The sequence below is a fragment of the Streptomyces sp. NPDC006435 genome (assembly GCF_040612315.1).
Classification (GTDB): Bacteria; Actinomycetota; Actinomycetes; order Streptomycetales; family Streptomycetaceae; genus Streptomyces.
This window is the reverse complement of sequence record NZ_JBEXPY010000005.1, coordinates 112,661-130,435: the sequence shown is the minus strand read 5'-3', so window position 1 is coordinate 130,435 and position 17,775 is coordinate 112,661. Positions and strand designations below refer to the sequence as shown.

Here is a 17,775-nt window from a genome sequence, read left to right as displayed (position 1 = left end):
GGCGTCCGCGGCCGGGGCGGGGCGCGGGCCGTGCACGACGGGCCGTGCCGGACATGGCACGATGCGGTCATGTCATCCGCGTTGACCGATCTCTGCCGGTATCCGATCGTGCAGGCCCCGATGGCGGGCGGTACGTCCTGTCCGCAGCTCGCCGCGGCCGTCGCCGAGGCGGGCGGGCTCGGCTTCCTCGCCGCCGGCTACAAGACGGCGGACGGCATGTACAACGAGATCAAACAGCTGCGCGGACTGACCGGCAAGGCCTTCGGCGTCAACCTCTTCATGCCGCAGCCGGGACTCGCCGACCCGAGCGCCGTCGAGGTGTACCGGCAGCAGCTCGCGGGCGAGACCACCTGGTACGAGACCCCGCTCGGCGATCCGGACTCCGACGGCGACGACGGCTACGAGGCCAAGCTCGCCATCCTCCTGGACGACCCGGTCCCGGCCGTCTCGTTCACCTTCGGCTGCCCCACGCGCGACACCCTCGACGCGTTCGCCGGGGTCGGCACGTACACCGTCGTGACGGTCACCACGCCCGAGGAGGCCCAGGCCGCCCAGTGGGCGGGTGCGGACGCGGTCTGCGTCCAGGGCGTCGAGGCGGGCGGCCACCAGTCCACCCACCACGACGACCCGCAGACCGACGGCACCGGGATCGGACTGCTCTCGCTGGTGGCCCAGGTCCGCGAGACCGTGCAGATACCGATCGTCGCCGCCGGCGGGCTGATGCGCGGCTCCCAGATCGCCGCCGTGCTCGCGGCGGGCGCCGAGGCGGCGCAGTTCGGCACGGCGTTCCTCATCTGCCCCGAATCCGGGGCGAGCCCGCTGCACAAACGGGCCCTGACCAACCCGCTGTTCGTACGGACCGCCATGACCCGGGCGTTCTCGGGCCGCCCGGCCCGCGGCCTGGTCAACCGCTTCATGCGCGAGCACGGACCGTACGCCCCCGCCGCCTACCCGCAGGTCCACCACCTGACCGCCGGGCTGCGCAAGGCGGCGGCCAAGGCGGGGGACGCCCAGGGCATGGCGCTGTGGGCGGGGCAGGGCCACCGGATGGCACGCGAGCTGCCGGCCGGCCGGCTGGTCAGGCTGCTCGCCGAAGAACTGGACGCCGCACGGACGGCAGTGAGCACAGGGAGTACGCAGTGACCGCACCGGTCTTCGTCGTCGAACAGGTCCCCGACGGGCCCGAGTTCGTACTGGAAGGGCCCGAGGGCAGGCACGCCGTGTCGGTGAAGCGGCTGCGCGCCGGTGAGGGCGTCGTCCTGACGGACGGGCGCGGGCACTGGGCCGAGGGTGTCGTCGGGGCCGCCGAGGGCAAGGACCGGCTCGTGGTCACCGGCCTCACCGGGGTCCGCGAGGAGGCCTGGCCCGCGCCCCGCATCACCGTCGTCCAGGCGCTGCCCAAGGGCGACCGGGGCGAGGTCGCCGTGGAGACGATGACGGAGACCGGCGTCGACGGGATCGTGCCCTGGCAGGCGTCGCGCTGCATCACCCAGTGGAAGGGCGAACGCGGCCTCAAGTCCCTGGCGAAATGGCGCAACACCGCCCGGGAGGCGGGCAAGCAGTCCCGCCGGGTGCGCTTCCCCGACGTGGCCGACGCGATGACGACCAAACAGGTCGCCGCGCTCCTGGCCGCGGCGGACTTCGCCGCCGTCCTGCACGAGGACCGGGACCACGACAGCGAGCCGCTGGCCACCGTCCCGCTGCCCGAGCACGGCGAGATCGTGCTGGTCGTCGGCCCCGAGGGCGGTGTGTCGCCGGACGAACTGGCGGTCTTCACCGGGGCGGGCGCCCGGACCTGCCGGCTCGGGACGAGCGTCCTGCGCACCTCGACCGCGGGCACGGCGGCGACGGCACTGCTGCTGGGGCGCACCGGCCGCTGGTCGTGAACCCGGCCCGCCCGGGGAGGGCCCGGGACGTCGGGGCATCGGGGCGTTGGACCGGGCCGTGGGGGAGCGCCGGGACCGGTGGGCGCGTGGCCCGATTCCGCGGCGCCACACCGTATGTGACGGCCGGTCCGTGCCCCGGCGCACGCGCCGGATGCGCCCCCGATTGTGGCCACAAGCCGTCTACCGTTCCAGGGGTGAACGGTGGGAAGCTGCCCGTATGGGGACAACAAGGGCATGGGGTCGGCGAGGGCCCCGACGTTTTCTGGCCGTGTCCGTGCTCGCGGGCGCGACGGTCGCGGGACTCGCCGCCTGCCAACCCGTCGACGGACTGAACTCCGCCTCCATCGCCGTGACCACCGACCGGGTCGGCACCAGCGCGCTGGAGCGCAACGGCGTCGACGTGCAGTGGCTGAGCTGCACGGCCGGGGTCGACCGGGGCCGTACCGGCGCCTCGCCGCCCGCCGCCTCCGCGCGCCGGACCGCGGAGGTCGACTGCACCGGCAAGACCGACGGCGGCAAGGACATCACGCTCACCGGCAGGGTGACCCAGGAGCTCGGCGGGCGGTGCGTGCGGGGGGACCTGAGCGCGAAGGAGGGCGGCCGGTCCGTCTTCCGGGCGGACGTGCTCGGCAACTGCGACGAGGCCCCGACGACCGGCGTGGTGAATCCGCCACCGCCGGCCGGCGGCAGCGGTCTCCGGCCGACGGTCACCGTGACCGTCACGGTGACCGAGGGGTTCCGCGGCAAGTAGGAACACCCGGTCCGCCGGCCCCGTCGGACTCCGGCCAACCCGGTTACACGGAGCACGCCCGCGGCCTAGGGTGATCGTGTGACACAGCCTGCCTACCTCCGATACCCCCATGTCCAGGGCGATCTGATCGCCTTCACCGCCGAGGACGACGTCTGGCTGGCGCCGCTGGACGGCGGCCGGGCCTGGCGCGCCAGTGCCGACAACCGGCCTGTCACCAACCCTCGGATATCGCCCGACGGGACACGGGTCGCGTGGACCTCCACCCGGGACGGGGCCCCCGAGGTGCACATCGCACCGGTCGACGGCGGCCCCTCCGCCCGGCTCACCCACTGGGGGGACGCCCAGACCTCCGTGCGCGGCTGGACGCCCGAGGGCGACGTACTGGTCATCACCACCCACGGGCAGGCGTCGCGCCGACGCAGCTGGGCCAGGGCGGTCCCGGCCGACGGCGGACCCGCGCGGACCCTGCCGTACGGCCCGGTCGGCTCGGTCGCGTACGGGCCGGGCGGGCGGGCCCTGCTCCTGTCGGCCACCATGGGCCGCGAGGCCGCCGCCTGGAAGCGCTACCGGGGCGGCACGGCGGGCAAGTTGTGGATCGAGGCGGAGGAACCGGCCGACGGCGCCGCGGAGTTCGTCCGGCTCCACGCCGACCTCGACGGGAACATCGAGGACCCGATGTGGATCGGCACGGGGGCCGGCGCGCGCATCGCCTTCCTCTCCGACCACGAGGGCGTCGGCGCCCTCTACTCCTCCCTCCCCGACGGCTCCGACCTGCGCCGCCACACCGGCGTCGAGGGCTTCTACGCCCGCCACGCGACCACCGACGGCACCCGCGTCTGCTACGCGTCGGCCGGTGAGCTGTGGCTCCTGGACGACCTCGACGGCGACGGGCCCCGCCGTCTCGACATCCGGCTCGGCGGCCAGCGCGCCGACCTCCAGCCGCACACCGTGCACGCCGCCGGGCACCTCGACTCCGCCTCCCCCGACCGCACGGGCCGGGGCAGCGCCGTCGCCACCCGCGGCGCCGTCCACTGGGTCACCCACCGCGGGGGCCCGGCCCGCGCGCTCGCCGCCGAACAGGGCGTACGGGCCAGACTGCCCCACACCTTCCAGGCCGACGGCGACCAGCACGTCGTCTGGGTCACGGACGCGGAGGGCGACGACGCCCTGGAATGCGCACCGGCCACCGGCACCGCACCGGGAACCGCCCCGCGCCGCCTCGCCGCGGGGCGTCTCGGCCGGGTCCTCGACCTCGTCGCGTCCCCGGACGGCAGCCGGTTCGCCGTCGCCGCGCACGACGGGCGGGTACTGATCGTCGAGCGGGAGAGCGGCGAGGTCCACGAGGTGGACCGCAGCGAGCACGGCGACGCCTCCGGCCTGGTCTTCTCGCCCGACTCCGCCTGGCTCGCCTGGTCGCACCCCGGCCCCGAACCGCTCCGGCAGCTCAAGCTCGCCCACCTCGCGGACCTGTCGGTCGCCGAGGCCACCCCGCTGCGCTTCCGGGACTTCTCGCCCGCGTTCACCGCCGACGGCAAGCACCTGGCGTTCCTCTCCGAGCGGTCCTTCGACCCGATCTACGACGCCCACGTCTTCGACCTGGCGTTCATCGGCAGCTGCCGCCCGCACCTGCTGACGCTCGCCGCCACCACGCCCTCCCCGTTCGGCCCGCAGCGGCACGGCCTGCCGACCGAGCGGGAGAAGGGCGGCGAGGGCGAGCAGGACAACCCGACCGCACTGCCCGTCACCCGGATCGACCTCGAAGGGCTCGCCGACCGGATCGTCCCGCTGCCCGTCGAGGCCGCCAGCTACTCCACGCTGCGCGCCGCGAAGGACGGGCTGCTGTGGCTGAACCACCCGGTGATCGGGGTGCTCGGCACGAGCGGCCCCACCCTCGACGCCCGGCGGCCCGAGACGGTCCTGGAGCGGTACGACCTGGAGAAGCTGCGCTGCGAGGAACTCGCCTCGGACGTGGGCGACTTCGCGGTCAGCGGTGACGGCAGACGGATCACCCTGCAGACCCGGGGCAAGCTGCGCGTCGTGCCGTCCGACAGCCGGGTCCCGGCCGACGACCACGACGGCGACGGCGTCACCGTCGACCTCTCCCGCATCCGGCGGATCCTCGAACCGGCCGCCGAATGGCGCCAGATGTACGACGAGGCCGGGCGCATCATGCGGGACAACTTCTGGCACCCCGACATGAACGGCGTCGACTGGGAAGGGGTCCTGGACCGCTACCGCCCGGTGCTGGAGCGGGTCGCCACCCACGACGACCTGATGGACCTGCTGTGGGAGGTGCAGGGGGAGCTCGGCACCTCGCACGCCTATGTGCGGCCGCCCGGCGGATGGCGCGACGATTCGGTCCGCCAGGGCCTGCTCGGCGCGGACATCTCCCGTACCGAGGAGGGCGCCTGGCGGATCGACCGGATCCTGCCGTCCGAGACCTCCGACCCGGCGGCCCGCTCGCCGCTCGCCGCACCCGGGGTCGCCGTGCGCGTCGGGGACACGATCCGCGCCGTCGACGGCCGGCCGGTCGACCCGGTGACCGGCCCCGGCCCGCTGCTCACCGGCTCGGCGGGCAAACCGGTCGAGCTGACCGTCTCGCCGGCCGACGGCGGCGAGACGCGCCACGTCGTCGTCGTACCGACCGACGACGAACAGGCGCTGCGCTACCACGCGTGGGTCGCCGACCGGCGGGCCCATGTGCACGAGCGCTCCGGCGGACGGCTGGGCTACCTCCACATCCCCGACATGGTCGGCTCGGGCTGGGCACAGCTCCACCGGGACCTGCGGGTCGAAGTGGCCCGCGAGGGACTGGTGGTGGACGTCCGGGAGAACAGCGGCGGCCACACCTCGCAGCTCATCGTGGAGAAGCTCGCCCGCCGCATCGTCGGCTGGGACGTGCCGCGCGGCATGCGGCCGTACAGCTATCCGGCGGACGCCCCGCGCGGCCCGGTGGTGGCCGTGGCCAACGAGTTCTCCGGCTCGGACGGCGACATCGTGAACGCCGCGATCAAGGCGCTGGGCATCGGCCCGGTGGTCGGCACGCGGACCTGGGGCGGAGTGATCGGCATCGACAGCCGGTACGAGCTGGTGGACGGCACCGCGGTCACCCAGCCCAAGTACGCCTTCTGGTTCGAGGGTTACGGCTGGGGCGTGGAGAACCACGGCGTCGACCCCGACGTCGAGGTCGTGATGGCGCCCCAGGACCACGCGGCGGGACGGGACCCGCAGTTGGACGAGGCGATCCGGATCGCCCTGGAGTCGCTGGAGCGGACCCCGGCGAAGCGGGCCCCGCAGCGGCCGAGGGCGTAGGAGCACGGGTGCGGGGCGCCTGCGACGGGTCCGTCGCGGGCGCCCCGATACCATGCCGTACAACGATCACCACCTACCCGAGGAGCCGACCCCATGGCGGGAGAACCGCAGCCCGACTGCCTGTTCTGCAAGATCGTCTCGGGTGAGATCCCGGCGACGATCGTCCGGGAGACCGAGACCACCGTCGCCTTCCGGGACATCAACCCGCAGGCCCCCACGCACGTGCTCGTCATCCCCCGCGTCCACCACCCGGACGCCGCCTCCCTCGCCGCCGCCGAGCCGGGCGTCGCAGCCGACGTGCTGCGCGAGGCCGGACAGGTCGCCGCCGACGAGAAGATCGTGGACAGCGGCTACCGGATCGTCCTCAACACCGGCTCCGGCGCGGGCCAGACCGTGTTCCACGCGCACGCCCACGTCCTGGGCGGCCGCGGGATGCAGTGGCCCCCCGGCTAGACCGCCGACCGGAACCGGAGCGACCGGAAGGCCGCAACCGGAGCAACCAGAAGAACCGATCGACCGGAACGGATCGACGTCACCGTGTCCTCACGCGAACTCGTGGTCCTCGGCACCGCGAGCCAGGTACCGACCAGGCACCGCAACCACAACGGCTACCTGCTGCGCTGGGACGGCGACGGCATCCTCTTCGACCCCGGCGAGGGCACCCAGCGCCAGATGCTGCGGGCCGGGGTCGCCGCGCACGACATCGACCGGATCTGCGTCACGCACTTCCACGGCGACCACTCGCTCGGCCTGGCCGGGGTGATCCAGCGGATCAACCTCGACCAGGTCCCGCACCCGGTCACCGCGCACTACCCGGCGAGCGGACAGCGCTTCTTCGAACGGCTGCGGTACGCCACCGCCTACCGCGAGTCCGTAGACCTGACCGAGGCCCCGGTCGCCGCCGACGGGGTGCTCGCCACCACCGACGCGTACACGCTCAGCAGCCACCGGCTCTCGCACCCCGTCGAGTCGTACGGCTACCGGCTCGTCGAGCCCGACCGGCGGCGCATGCTGCCGGAGAGGCTCGCCGAGCACGGCATCAAGGGGCCCGACGTCGGCCGGATCCAGCGCGAGGGCGCCATCGGGGACGTCACGCTCGACGACGTCTCCGAGCACAGGCGCGGCCAGCGTTTCGCGTTCATCATGGACACGAGGCTCTGCGACGGCGTGCACGTCCTCGCCGAGGGCTGCGACCTGCTGGTCATCGAGTCGACCTTCCTCGACGAGGACGAGCGGCTCGCCGCCGACCACGGCCATCTGACCGCCGGACAGGCGGCCCGGACGGCCCGGGACGCGGGCGTGCGCCACCTCGTGCTGACGCACTTCTCGCAGCGGTACGGCGACCCGGCCGTCTTCGAGCAGCAGGCCCGCGCCGCGGGGTTCGAGGGCGAGCTGACCGTCGCCCGGGACCTCGACCGGGTTCCCGTGCCCTCCCGGCACGTCTGAGAACCTGTCGGGTGTCCCCCCGGAACACACCGGCACCACCATCTGCGAGCGTGAGACCCGTGCACCTGCCCAAAGCCGAACTCCACCTGCACATCGAGGGCACCCTCGAACCCGAGCTGGCCTTCGCCCTCGCCGAGCGCAACGGCGTGCGCCTGCCGTACGCCGGCACCGAGGAACTGCGCACCGCCTACCGCTTCGAGGACCTGCAGAGCTTCCTCGACCTGTACTACGCGCTGATGGCCGTGCTGCGCACCGAGGAGGACTTCGAGCAGCTCGCCGACGCCTACCTCGCCCGCGCCGCCGCGCAGGGCGTCCGGCACGCGGAGATCTTCTTCGACCCGCAGGCGCACACCGCCCGCGGCGTCCCGATCGGCACCGTCGTCGAGGGGCTCGGCCGGGCGCTGGACCGCAGCGAGGAGAAGCACGGGATCTCCACCCAGCTGATCATGTGCTTCCTGCGCGACGAGTCGGCCGAATCGGCGCTGGAGACCCTGGAGGCGGCGAAGCCGCACCTGCACCGGATCAGCGCGGTCGGCCTCGACTCGGCGGAGGTCGGACACCCGCCCGCCAAGTTCCGCGAGGTGTACGAGGCGGCCGCCGCGCTCGGTCTGCGCCGGGTCGCGCACGCCGGTGAGGAGGGCCCGCCCGCGTACATCCGCGAAGCGCTGGACGTCCTCGGCGTCGAGCGGATCGACCACGGGCTGCGCTGCATGGAGGACCCGGAGCTGGTGGAGCGGCTGGTCGCCGACCGGGTGCCGCTCACCCTCTGCCCGCTGTCCAACGTGCGGCTGCGCGCCATCGACACCCTGGAGGAGCACCCGCTGCGGGACATGCTGGCCGCCGGGCTGCTCTGCACGGTGAACTCCGACGACCCCGCCTACTTCGGCGGGTACGTCGGGGACACCTTCCACGCCGTCCACGAGGCGCTCGGCCTGGACCGCGAACAGCTGCGCACCCTGGCCCGCAACTCCTTCGAGGCGGCCTTCCTCGACCACGACGAGGAGCGCCGGGCGCGCTACCTGTCCGAGGTCGAGGCGTACGCGTTCGACTGACCGGCCCCGGGCCCGGCCGGCCGGAACGCGTTCCTGGCCGGGCGCCGGCGCAGCGCCGGCGGGCTGATCTCCGTGACGGCCTGCTCGGGCGCGCCCAGCCTGGGCACGGCGCCGGGCACCGCCCCGGTGGTGACGGCGAGCAGCGCGGCCGGGGCGCCGCCCCGGCGCCGCACCGATCCCGGTACCAGCGGACGGCCGCCGGTGTGCAGCGCCACGGCCGTGACCGGGGCCGCGACCAGGAGCGTGACGACGCCCAGGATCAGGCCCATGACCGGGTACCCGGCCTGCTCGGACAGCACGCTGCCGAGGACCGGCCCGCAGGCCACGCCGACGGACGAGGCGGAGCCCGCGAGGACCGCCCAGCGCCCCCGTGCGTCCAGTGAGGCGGCCAGGCCGATCAGGTACGACAGGACCACGGGGTAGACCGTGTTCCAGAGGATCTCGCCGGTCGCGAACGAGCCGAGGCCCCCGGCCGACGAGCTGAGCACGATGGAGCCCGCGATGACCACGGTGCCCAGGCCGATCGGCACGGCCCGGCCGAGCCTGGCGCCCAGCACCCCGGCGCCCATCACCCCGAGCAGCCCCGCGCCGAGGGCGGCGGCGAACACCGCGCCGACGGTGACCTCGGAGAGCCCCGCCTGACCCACGCCGATCCGGCCGCTGACGCCCCACAGCGCGTTCTGCGCCATGGACCAGACGAGCATGCCGCCCGCCAGCACCAGGCCTGACCGGCGGTGCGGCAGCCGGCCGGTGGCCGGGGCGGCGGGGCCGGCGGGCGCGGCCCCGCCGAGCCGTGCGGTGGCGGGCCAGACGAGCAGGGCGACCAGCGCGATCGAGGCGAACGGCAGCCGGTGGCCGCCGCCGAGGTGCGGGATCGTCAGGTAGAGGGCGCCGGCCGTCGCGGAGACGCTGAGCAGCCCGAGCGACGAGGTCCGGTGCGGGTCGCGCTGGGCGGCGATGCCCGAGGCGGCCACCGCGGTCGCGGTGCCGGAGCCGAAGCCGCCGAGCACCGCCCCCGCGACCACCAGCGGCACGGAACCGGCCAGGGCGGCACAGCCGTACCCCACCACGGCCAGGACCAGTCCGGCCCGGGCCGGCCGTCGCGGCCCGAGCCGCTCGACCCGGCCCGCCAGGACGAACCCCGCGGTCGCCGAACTCAGCAGCAGGGCGCTGCCGACCAGCCCGGCCCGGGCCGTGCCGAGGCCGAGATAGACGGAGAGCCGCCCGACGATGGTGGGGAGCAGGTAGGCGGCGAGGTAACCGGCGGTGAACACGGCGACCAGGGGCCACGCGGCGCGAGGGCGCGAGGACATGGGCGTTCCTGAAGACATGCCAGAGGAGGCGGAGAAGGCAGGGGAGGGCAATGCGGGAAAAGCTGGATGAATGCAATGAATGCGGGGAGATGGGGCACTCGTCGGCAACTGTCGCCAACGGGGCTCGCGGGCCAATTTGTATCAACTGCGTCCAGCCCGCCGAAAGGCGCCGTGATGTGATCTGGATCACATTTGCGTTTACGTTCCGAACGTTCGGGTAGCAGTTGGCGTTTATGCAGGTCAGTGTCTGTGTGTGCGGGCCGGGTACGGCTCCCGTGAACCCGCGGCGCGGGCCCTCCTGCGGCGGGGGCGCATCGGGCACACTGGCCTGATCCGCCACGACCGGGGAGTGCAAGGTGAGCACGGACATTCCAGGCGTCGACCCACTGGACGGGCTGCGCGCCCCGCAGGACCCGGACTGCGACGTCTTCCTCACCGGCACGGTCTTCCTCGACATCATCTTCACCGGCCTGGACAGCGCCCCCGTGCGCGGCACCGAGTCCTGGGCGCGCGGCATGGGCTCCAGCCCCGGCGGGGTCGCCAACATGGCCACCGCGCTGGCCCGGCTGGGGCTGCACACCTCACTGGCCGCGGCGTTCGGCGACGACCACTACGGGGAGTACTGCTGGGACGCCCTGGAGCAGGGCGAGGGCATCGACCTGTCCATGTCGCACACCGTCCCCGGCTGGCACTCGCCGGTGACCGTCTCGATGGCGTACGAGGGCGAGCGGACGATGGTCTCGCACGGCCACGAGGCCCCCGGCCCCGTGGTCCCCGACGACGGACCGGCGTTCCCGTGCTGCCCGCCCCGGGCCCGCGCCGCCGTCGCCTCGCTCACCCCGGGCCGCAGCGAACCCTGGGTCGCCACCGCGGCCCGCAACGGCGCCCGGATCTTCGCCGACGTCGGCTGGGACGAGACCGGCCGGTGGGACCTGGACGCCCTCGCCGACCTGGAGCACTGCCAGGCGTTCCTCCCCAACGCGGAGGAGGCGATGCGCTACACCCGCACCGACTGCCCGCGCGCCGCCGCCCACGCCCTGGCCGAACGGGTGCCGCTCGCCGTGGTCACCCTGGGCGCGGAGGGCGCCTACGCGGTGGACTCTGCGACCGGGGCGAGCGCCGAGGTGCCCGCGATCGAGGTCGAGGCGCTCGACCCGACCGGGGCGGGGGACGTCTTCGTCGCCGGTTTCGTCACCGGCACCCTGGCCGACTGGCCGCTGGCCGACCGGCTGGCCTTCGCCGGACTGACCGCGGCGCTCTCGGTCCAGGAGTTCGGCGGTTCGCTCTCGGCGCCGGGCTGGGCGGAGATCGCCGCCTGGTGGCAGCGGATCCGCACCTTCGCCGACCAGGACCCGGCGGCGCTGCGGCGCTACGCCTTCCTGGAGGAACTGCTCCCCGCCGCCGCCCGGCCGTGGCCGCTGCGCCGGGCCGTCCCGACGATCGGTTTCCGCCACCCGGCCTGAGAGCCCGCCGGGGGCGGGGCGGCCCGCCCCGGTGCCGCCCCGCCCTGCCCCGCCCGCCCCGAGGTGTCCCGCGCCGGGGTACAGGCGTTCGTGATGGGCAAGAAAAAGCCCTCGGTGTTGTCGGCGGGGAGTCGTAGGCTGGGTAATCCAGAGGTTGTCGATCGGCGAGAGCCTCGCAACGGGAGGTATGTGCAGGCCACAGAGCCGGCCCATGACTCAGACACCCACAGCCCAGACCCCTGCGCCCGGGCAGGCGCGAGCCCACTTCACCGTCCCCGCCAAGCATCCGATGGTGACCGTACTGGGCTCGGGTGACGCCCTGCTGCGCGTGATCGAGACGGCCTTCCCGGCGGCCGACATCCATGTCCGGGGGAACGAGGTCAGCGCGGTCGGGGACGCGACGGAAGTCGCCCTGATCCAGCGCCTGTTCGACGAGATGATGCTGGTGCTCCGCACCGGTCAGCCGATGACGGAGGACGCAGTGGAACGCTCGATCGCCATGCTCAGGGCGAGTGAGAGCGGCGAGGGGGACGGTCAGGAGACCCCGGCCGAGGTGCTCACCCAGAACATCCTCTCCAGCCGCGGACGCACGATCCGCCCCAAGACGCTCAACCAGAAGCGCTACGTCGACGCGATCGACAAGCACACGATCGTGTTCGGCATCGGCCCCGCCGGTACCGGCAAGACCTACCTCGCCATGGCGAAGGCGGTCCAGGCCCTGCAGTCCAAGCAGGTCAACCGGATCATCCTGACCCGGCCCGCCGTCGAGGCGGGCGAGCGGCTCGGCTTCCTGCCCGGCACGCTCTACGAGAAGATCGACCCGTACCTGCGCCCGCTCTACGACGCCCTGCACGACATGCTCGACCCCGACTCGATCCCGCGGCTGATGGCGGCGGGCACGATCGAGGTCGCGCCGCTGGCCTACATGCGCGGCCGCACGCTCAACGACGCGTTCATCATCCTCGACGAGGCGCAGAACACCAGCGCCGAGCAGATGAAGATGTTCCTGACCCGGCTCGGCTTCGACTCGAAGATCGTCATCACCGGTGACATCACCCAGGTCGACCTGCCGAACGGCACCAAGAGCGGTCTGCGCCAGGTCCAGGAGATCCTGGACGGCGTCGAGGACGTCCATTTCTCCAAGCTCACCTCCCAGGATGTCGTCCGGCACAAGCTGGTCGGCCGTATCGTCGACGCGTACGAGAAGTACGACAGCCGGGACGGCCATCGCGGCCGGGACAGCCACAACGGGAAGTAGTCGCAGCGCACCATGTCGATCGACGTCAACAACGAGTCCGGAACCGAGGTCGACGAGCAGGCGATCCTCGACATCGCCCGCCACGCGCTCGCGCGGATGCGGATCCACCCGCTCTCCGAACTCTCGGTGATCGTGGTGGACACCGAAGCCATGGAGCAGCTCCACATCCAGTGGATGGACCTCCCGGGCCCGACGGACGTCATGTCCTTCCCGATGGACGAGCTGCGTCCCCCGGCCAAGGACGACGAGGAGCCCCCGCAGGGGCTCCTCGGCGACATCGTGCTCTGCCCGGAGGTCGCCGAGCGGCAGGGCCGGGAGGCACCGACGCAGCACTCCATGGACGAGGAGCTCCAGCTGCTCACCGTCCACGGGGTGCTCCACCTCCTCGGGTACGACCACGAGGAGCCGGACGAGAAGGTCGAGATGTTCGGCCTCCAGGCCGCGATCGTCGACGGCTGGCGCGCCGAGCGCGGTCTGACCGGTCCGTCGCCCGCCCCCACCGTCTCGTGAGCGTTCCCCTTCTGACGGGTGCCGTGCTGCTCGTCGTCGTCGGCTGGCTGGCGGCCTGCGCGGAGGCGGGCATCGCCCGCACGTCGAGCTTCCGGGCCGCCGAGGCGGTCCGCTCGGGACGGCGCGGCAGCAAGAAGCTGGAGCAGGTCGCGGCGGACCCGACCCGCTATCTCAACGTCGCCCTGCTGGTGCGGGTCGCCTGCGAGATGTCGGCGGGCGTGCTCGTCACGTACGCCTGCCTGAAGGAGTTCCCGGAGACCTGGGAGGCGCTGGCCGTCGCCATGGGCGTGATGGTCCTCGTCTCCTACGTCGCCATCGGCGTCTCGCCGCGCACCATCGGCCGCCAGCACCCGCTGAACACGGCCACGGCGGCGGCGTACGTCCTGCTGCCGCTGGCCAGGATCATGGGCCCGATCCCGCAGCTGCTGATCCTCATCGGCAACGCGCTCACCCCCGGCAAGGGCTTCCGCAAGGGGCCGTTCGCCAGCGAGGCCGAGCTGCGGGCGATGGTCGACCTGGCCGAGGCCGAGTCGCTGATCGAGGACGAGGAGCGCCGCATGGTGCACTCCGTCTTCGAGCTCGGCGACACGCTGGTGCGCGAGGTCATGGTGCCGCGGACGGACCTCGTCTGCATCGAGCGCTACAAGACGATCCGGCAGGCGCTGACCCTGGCCCTGCGCTCCGGCTTCTCGCGCATCCCGGTCACCGGGGAGAACGAGGACGACATCGTCGGCATCGTGTACCTCAAGGACCTGGTCCGCAAGACGCACATCAACCGCGAGTCGGAGGCCGACCCGGTCTCCACGGCGATGCGGCCCGCGGCCTTCGTGCCCGACACCAAGAACGCCGGGGACCTGCTGCGCGAGATGCAGCAGGAGCGCAGCCACGTCGCCGTCGTGATCGACGAGTACGGCGGCACGGCCGGCATCGTCACCATCGAGGACATCCTGGAGGAGATCGTCGGTGAGATCACCGACGAGTACGACCGCGAACTGCCGCCCGTCCAGGAGCTGGAGAACGACTGCTTCCGGGTGACGGCCCGCCTCGACATCGGCGATCTCGGCGAGCTGTTCGGCTTCGACGAGTACGACGACGAGGACGTGGAGACCGTCGGCGGGCTGCTGGCGAAGGCGCTGGGCCGGGTCCCGATCGCCGGCGCCTCGGCCGTCGTCGACCTGCCGGACGGCGGCCGCCTCCGGCTGACCGCGGAGTCCCCGGCCGGCCGCCGGAACAAGATCGTCACGGTGCTGGTGGAGCCGGTGGGGCCCGAGCCGGAGGAGGCCGGGTGACCCCGGAGCGACTGAGGGCGTTCTGCCTGGAGTTCAACGCGAGCGTCGAGGAGTTCCCGTTCGGGCCCGAGACGTCCGTCTTCAAGGTCCTGGGCAAGATGTTCGCGCTCAGCGCGCTGGACGGGCGCCCGCTGACGGTGAACCTGAAGTGCGACCCGGACGAGGCGGTGCGGCTGCGGGAGCGGTACGACGCGGTGGTGCCGGGCTGGCACATGAACAAACGGCACTGGAACACGGTGACGGTGTCCGGGGTGCCGGAGAAGGTGCTCCGCGAAATGGTCGAGGACTCCTACGACCTGGTGGTGGCGGGGCTGCCGAGGGCGGACCGGCTGCGGCTGGACCGCTGACGGCGGCCCGGCGCGCAGGCCCGGCACGAGGCCCGGTCGCGGGAAGGGCGGGGCGGGGGACGGGCCGCCCGGTTCGTATGCTCGGCACATGACTGAGAGCACCGACCTCGGCCCCGAGGACCGCAAGATCGTCACGCTGGCACGCAGTGCCCGCGCCCGCAACGGTGTGCCGGAGGGCGCGGCCGTACGGGACGAGACCGGCCGCACGTACGTCGCGGGCACCGTACGGCTGGAGTCGCTGAAGCTCAGCGCGCTGCAGACCGCCGTGGCGATGGCCGTGGCCAGCGGCGCCACCTCCCTGGAGGCGGCCGCGGTCGTCTCCGAGGCGCAGACCCCGTCCGACGAGGACCGCGCCGCGGTCCGGGACCTGGGCGGCCCGGACACCCCCGTCCTGCTCGCCGGACCCGACGGCACGCTGCGCACCACCGTGACGGCGGGCTGACACCGGCCCCTGCCGCACGACGGACCCGTACCGCAGAGCGGACCCGGACGCCCCGCGCCCACCCGGCGCGGGGCGTCCGTGCGTCCGGGGAGGCCGGGCCGACGGGGGCGGAACGCCGGATCTTGACAGTATCTGATGGTCCATCAGTCAACGTCCCCCGCTTGCCTTGACTTCTTTCGGGCCGGAGCCGTCAATGAGCCACCGCCGGCGCACACGAGCCGCTGCGCCGCATCCGGCAGGAGGGGGCTCCATGCGTCCGACCGTCCGAAGAACCGCCGTCCGAAGATCCGACTCCCGGGGAACCGCGGCCCGGGGGCGCCCCCGGACCGGCCGCCGCTGGGCCGCGGTGCTGGGCGCCGGGGCGCTCCTCGTCACCGGGGGAGGGGTGCTGGCGGCCCCGGCGCAGGCCATGCCGACCGCCTCGGTGCCGGTGGACTTCCCCACCCACTGCATCCCGCCGGACATCGCGGGCATCCCGCCGATCGACGGGACTACGAAGGCCGAGATTACCGTCGACAACTCCGCCCCCGAGGTGGGCGACACGGTCACGGTCACGTACACCGTCGTCGAACCGGCCGCGAGCAACCCGGTCGACCTGGCGCTGCCCGCCGACATCATGACGCCGACCGGCAAGGTCGTCGTCGGCGGTGCGCAGACCGCGAGCGTCACCGTCGCGGGCCCGAAGAAGAACGCCCCGGTGCCCGGCAAGGGAGCCTTCCCGTCGTTCTCGATGACCGGCACCTTCGAGGTCACCGCCCCCGGACGGATCACGCTCTCGCCCGGCGACTACAACATCCACACCAGCTACATCATGGAGCTGGACACCCCCTGCACGGTGACGAATCCGCCCGCCCCCGTCTCCCAGACGATCATCGCGACGGACGGCGGCGGACAGGTCAACGAGCGCGCCATCCGGCTCGGCGCCGCGTCCGGCGGCGCGGGCGAGGCGGTCACCGTCACCGGGTCGAAGTTCACCCCGGGCGCGGCCGTCACGCTCGCGGGCACGGCCGGTGACACCCGCACCGCCGACACCGCCACCGTCGAGGCGGACGGCTCCGGCGGCTTCAGCGGCCGGCTCACCGTCACCGACCCCGCCACCACCGGCATCGTGGCCTACGAAGGGGACGCCTGGGACCCCGCCCGGGGCGCGGGCCCGCAGCCGTACACCGTCACCGGTGGTGGCGGCGAGGGCCAGGAGGGCACCCAGCGGCTCGGCACGTCCGTCGAGGCGGGCACGCTCTCCATGGTCCAGGACGGGGACGCCGTCGAGATGTCGGCGGTCGACTTCGGCCGGGGCGGCGCCTCGCGCGGCAGCCTGCGCACGGTGACGGTCGAGGACTTCCGCGGCGGCCCCGCGGGCTGGTCCCTGACCGGAAGGGTCACCGACTTCACGGGTCCGGGCGGCGCCACGATCGACGCGTCCGCACTCGGCTGGACCCCGGTCTGCGCGACGAGGACCGGCAGCCCCAGCACCTGCGCGGCCGGCTCCGCAGGAACGGTCGGTTCCGGGGGCGCCACGCTGGCGTCCACACCCGACGGGCCCCTCACCGGCGGCGTGTTCACCGTCGACGCCCGGCTCGCACTGGACGTACCGGCGTACACCGCCCCCGGCGCGTACTCCGGCGTGCTCACCCTCACCCTCACGTGACCGAGCACTCCCGATCAACCGGTGGACCGGGCGCGCACCCGCCCGGACCGCCCCGTCCCGAGACCACCCGGGGGTTCCGAACCGTGCGCAAGCTGTCCGTACTCCTCCTGGCCGGCGCCCTCCTGCTGGCCGGCGCCCCCGCCGCCCACGCCGCGGACAACGGCAACTGGTCGGTCTACCCCGCCACCACCCGGGCCGGTCAGCGCCCGTACTTCTTCCTCTCCGCCGACCCCGGCGCCACGCTCACGGACAAGGTGACCGTCACCAACCGGACGGACCGGCCGCGTACCTTCCGGCTGTACGCCGCCGACGCCTACAACACCGCACGCGACGGCGGCTTCGCCGTCCGGTCCCCCGACGAGGGACAGCGCTCGACCGGGGCCTGGGCGAGGCCCGGCCGCGACCGGATCACCGTGCGGGCGCACGGTTCGGTCACCGTCCCGGTCACCATCACCGTCCCCGAGGACGCCGAACCGGGCGACCACCCCGGCGCGCTCGTCGCCCTGGACGAACACGTCGACCCCGCGGGCGGCGGAGCCGTCGCCGTGGGCATCCGGCAGGCCGTCGGCGCCCGGATCCACCTGCGGGTGAACGGGCCGACCATGCCCGCGCTCTCCGTGGAGGACGTCCGGATCGAGCACACCCGGCCGCTGGTGCCGGGCACCGGCCGGAGCCGGGCCGTCATCTCGTACACGCTCCGCAACCGGGGCAACGTCACCCTCGCCCCGAAGGTCGCCCTCCGGGCCGAGGGGCTCTTCGGCCGCACCCTGCTCGCCCGCGACCTCAAGAGGGTGCCCTCCGAACTGCTGCCCCGCCAGGAGGTCCGGCTGACCGAGCGGTGGGACGGTGCGCCGCAGCTGGAATGGGGCGAGGTCCGGCTGACCGCGAGCGCCCGCGACACCCGCGGATCGGCCGCCGCCGAGTACCTCGCCGTGCCCTGGGCCGTCGTCGGGGCCCTGCTGGTGGTCGTCGGCGCGGCGGCGGCGCTGTGGCTGCGGGCCCGTCGGCGCCGCGCCCGCACGGCCCGGGAGGAGGCCCGACAGGCCCCGTGACCTCCC

16 protein-coding genes are annotated in these 17,775 nt (G+C 73.7%); 15 read left to right on the top strand and 1 reads right to left on the bottom strand.

Going from position 1 to position 17,775, the window contains the following annotated elements; genetic code table 11:
• Window positions 1–69: 69 nt before the first annotated feature.
• From ABZZ04_RS08215 to ABZZ04_RS08185, 7 genes are all read left to right on the top strand, one after another.
• Window positions 70–1,143, top strand: coding sequence for a nitronate monooxygenase (locus ABZZ04_RS08215; RefSeq protein ID WP_356931380.1), 1,074 nt, complete (start codon window positions 70–72; stop codon window positions 1,141–1,143).
• The gene (locus ABZZ04_RS08210; protein WP_356931379.1) at window positions 1,140–1,886 is read left to right on the top strand and encodes a 16S rRNA (uracil(1498)-N(3))-methyltransferase; all 747 of its coding nucleotides are present in this window, start codon (window positions 1,140–1,142) and stop codon (window positions 1,884–1,886) included. Before ABZZ04_RS08215 ends, ABZZ04_RS08210 begins: the two co-directional genes overlap by 4 nt.
• A gap of 268 nt (window positions 1,887–2,154) precedes the next feature.
• Window positions 2,155–2,637, top strand: a complete 483-nt coding sequence (locus ABZZ04_RS08205) for a hypothetical protein (protein ID WP_356931378.1) — start codon at window positions 2,155–2,157, stop codon at window positions 2,635–2,637.
• Window positions 2,638–2,715: 78 nt separating this feature from the next.
• Window positions 2,716–5,949 carry a S41 family peptidase gene (locus ABZZ04_RS08200; protein WP_356931377.1) on the top strand — a complete coding sequence of 1,078 codons (3,234 nt, stop codon included), beginning with the start codon at window positions 2,716–2,718 and terminating at the stop codon, window positions 5,947–5,949.
• Between the two features lie 93 nt (window positions 5,950–6,042).
• Complete coding sequence (locus ABZZ04_RS08195) at window positions 6,043–6,402, top strand: histidine triad nucleotide-binding protein (protein ID WP_148835059.1); 360 nt, start codon at window positions 6,043–6,045, stop codon at window positions 6,400–6,402.
• Window positions 6,403–6,486: 84 nt separating this feature from the next.
• A complete protein-coding gene (locus ABZZ04_RS08190) occupies window positions 6,487–7,395 on the top strand; it encodes a ribonuclease Z (protein ID WP_356931376.1) in 909 nt (302 codons plus the stop codon).
• A gap of 59 nt (window positions 7,396–7,454) precedes the next feature.
• Entirely contained in the window at window positions 7,455–8,447 is a 993-nt protein-coding gene (locus ABZZ04_RS08185; RefSeq protein ID WP_356931375.1) for an adenosine deaminase, read from the top strand.
• On the opposite strand, the gene ABZZ04_RS08180 is transcribed toward ABZZ04_RS08185, so the two are convergent.
• A complete protein-coding gene (locus ABZZ04_RS08180) occupies window positions 8,411–9,760 on the bottom strand; it encodes an MFS transporter (protein ID WP_356931374.1) in 1,350 nt (449 codons plus the stop codon). The genes ABZZ04_RS08185 and ABZZ04_RS08180 overlap by 37 nt on opposite strands.
• Window positions 9,761–10,116: 356 nt before the next feature.
• On the opposite strand from ABZZ04_RS08180, the gene ABZZ04_RS08175 reads away from it, so the two are divergent.
• The 8 genes from ABZZ04_RS08175 to ABZZ04_RS08140 all read left to right on the top strand — a co-directional run bounded on the left by ABZZ04_RS08175 (window position 10,117) and on the right by ABZZ04_RS08140 (window position 17,769).
• Window positions 10,117–11,223 (top strand): PfkB family carbohydrate kinase, encoded by a 1,107-nt coding sequence (locus ABZZ04_RS08175; protein ID WP_356931373.1) that lies wholly within the window; start codon window positions 10,117–10,119, stop codon window positions 11,221–11,223.
• 211 nt (window positions 11,224–11,434) lie between these two features.
• The gene (locus ABZZ04_RS08170; RefSeq protein ID WP_356931372.1) at window positions 11,435–12,481 is read left to right on the top strand and encodes a PhoH family protein; all 1,047 of its coding nucleotides are present in this window, start codon (window positions 11,435–11,437) and stop codon (window positions 12,479–12,481) included.
• A 12-nt stretch (window positions 12,482–12,493) separates the two neighbouring features.
• A complete protein-coding gene (gene ybeY, locus ABZZ04_RS08165) occupies window positions 12,494–12,991 on the top strand; it encodes an rRNA maturation RNase YbeY (protein WP_356931371.1) in 498 nt (165 codons plus the stop codon).
• A complete protein-coding gene (locus ABZZ04_RS08160; RefSeq protein ID WP_356931370.1) occupies window positions 12,988–14,280 on the top strand; it encodes a hemolysin family protein in 1,293 nt (430 codons plus the stop codon). The genes ybeY and ABZZ04_RS08160 overlap by 4 nt, the downstream gene beginning before the upstream one ends.
• Window positions 14,277–14,627, top strand: a complete 351-nt coding sequence (locus ABZZ04_RS08155; RefSeq protein WP_356931369.1) for an MmcQ/YjbR family DNA-binding protein — start codon at window positions 14,277–14,279, stop codon at window positions 14,625–14,627. Before ABZZ04_RS08160 ends, ABZZ04_RS08155 begins: the two co-directional genes overlap by 4 nt.
• 88 nt (window positions 14,628–14,715) lie before the next feature.
• A complete protein-coding gene (locus ABZZ04_RS08150; RefSeq protein ID WP_356931368.1) occupies window positions 14,716–15,069 on the top strand; it encodes a cytidine deaminase in 354 nt (117 codons plus the stop codon).
• Between the two features lie 250 nt (window positions 15,070–15,319).
• A complete protein-coding gene (locus tag ABZZ04_RS08145; RefSeq protein WP_356931367.1) occupies window positions 15,320–16,717 on the top strand; it encodes a beta-xylosidase in 1,398 nt (465 codons plus the stop codon).
• 83 nt (window positions 16,718–16,800) lie between these two features.
• On the top strand, window positions 16,801–17,769 hold the full coding sequence (locus ABZZ04_RS08140) for a DUF916 domain-containing protein (RefSeq protein WP_356931366.1): 969 nt from the start codon (window positions 16,801–16,803) through the stop codon (window positions 17,767–17,769).
• The last annotated feature ends 6 nt before the right edge of the window (window positions 17,770–17,775 follow it).

Excerpts from the sequence above, each read along its gene's own strand:
- ABZZ04_RS08215 (WP_356931380.1), top strand. The coding sequence starts at position 70 with ATGTCATCCGCGTTGACCGATCTCTGCCGGTATCCGATCGTGCAGGCC.
- ABZZ04_RS08195 (WP_148835059.1), top strand. The coding sequence starts at position 6,043 with ATGGCGGGAGAACCGCAGCCCGACTGCCTGTTCTGCAAGATCGTCTCG.
- ABZZ04_RS08180 (WP_356931374.1), bottom strand. The coding sequence starts at position 9,760 with ATGTCCTCGCGCCCTCGCGCCGCGTGGCCCCTGGTCGCCGTGTTCACC.
- ABZZ04_RS08170 (WP_356931372.1), top strand. The coding sequence starts at position 11,435 with ATGACTCAGACACCCACAGCCCAGACCCCTGCGCCCGGGCAGGCGCGA.
- ybeY (WP_356931371.1), top strand. The coding sequence starts at position 12,494 with ATGTCGATCGACGTCAACAACGAGTCCGGAACCGAGGTCGACGAGCAG.
- ABZZ04_RS08150 (WP_356931368.1), top strand. The coding sequence starts at position 14,716 with ATGACTGAGAGCACCGACCTCGGCCCCGAGGACCGCAAGATCGTCACG.
- ABZZ04_RS08145 (WP_356931367.1), top strand. The coding sequence starts at position 15,320 with ATGCGTCCGACCGTCCGAAGAACCGCCGTCCGAAGATCCGACTCCCGG.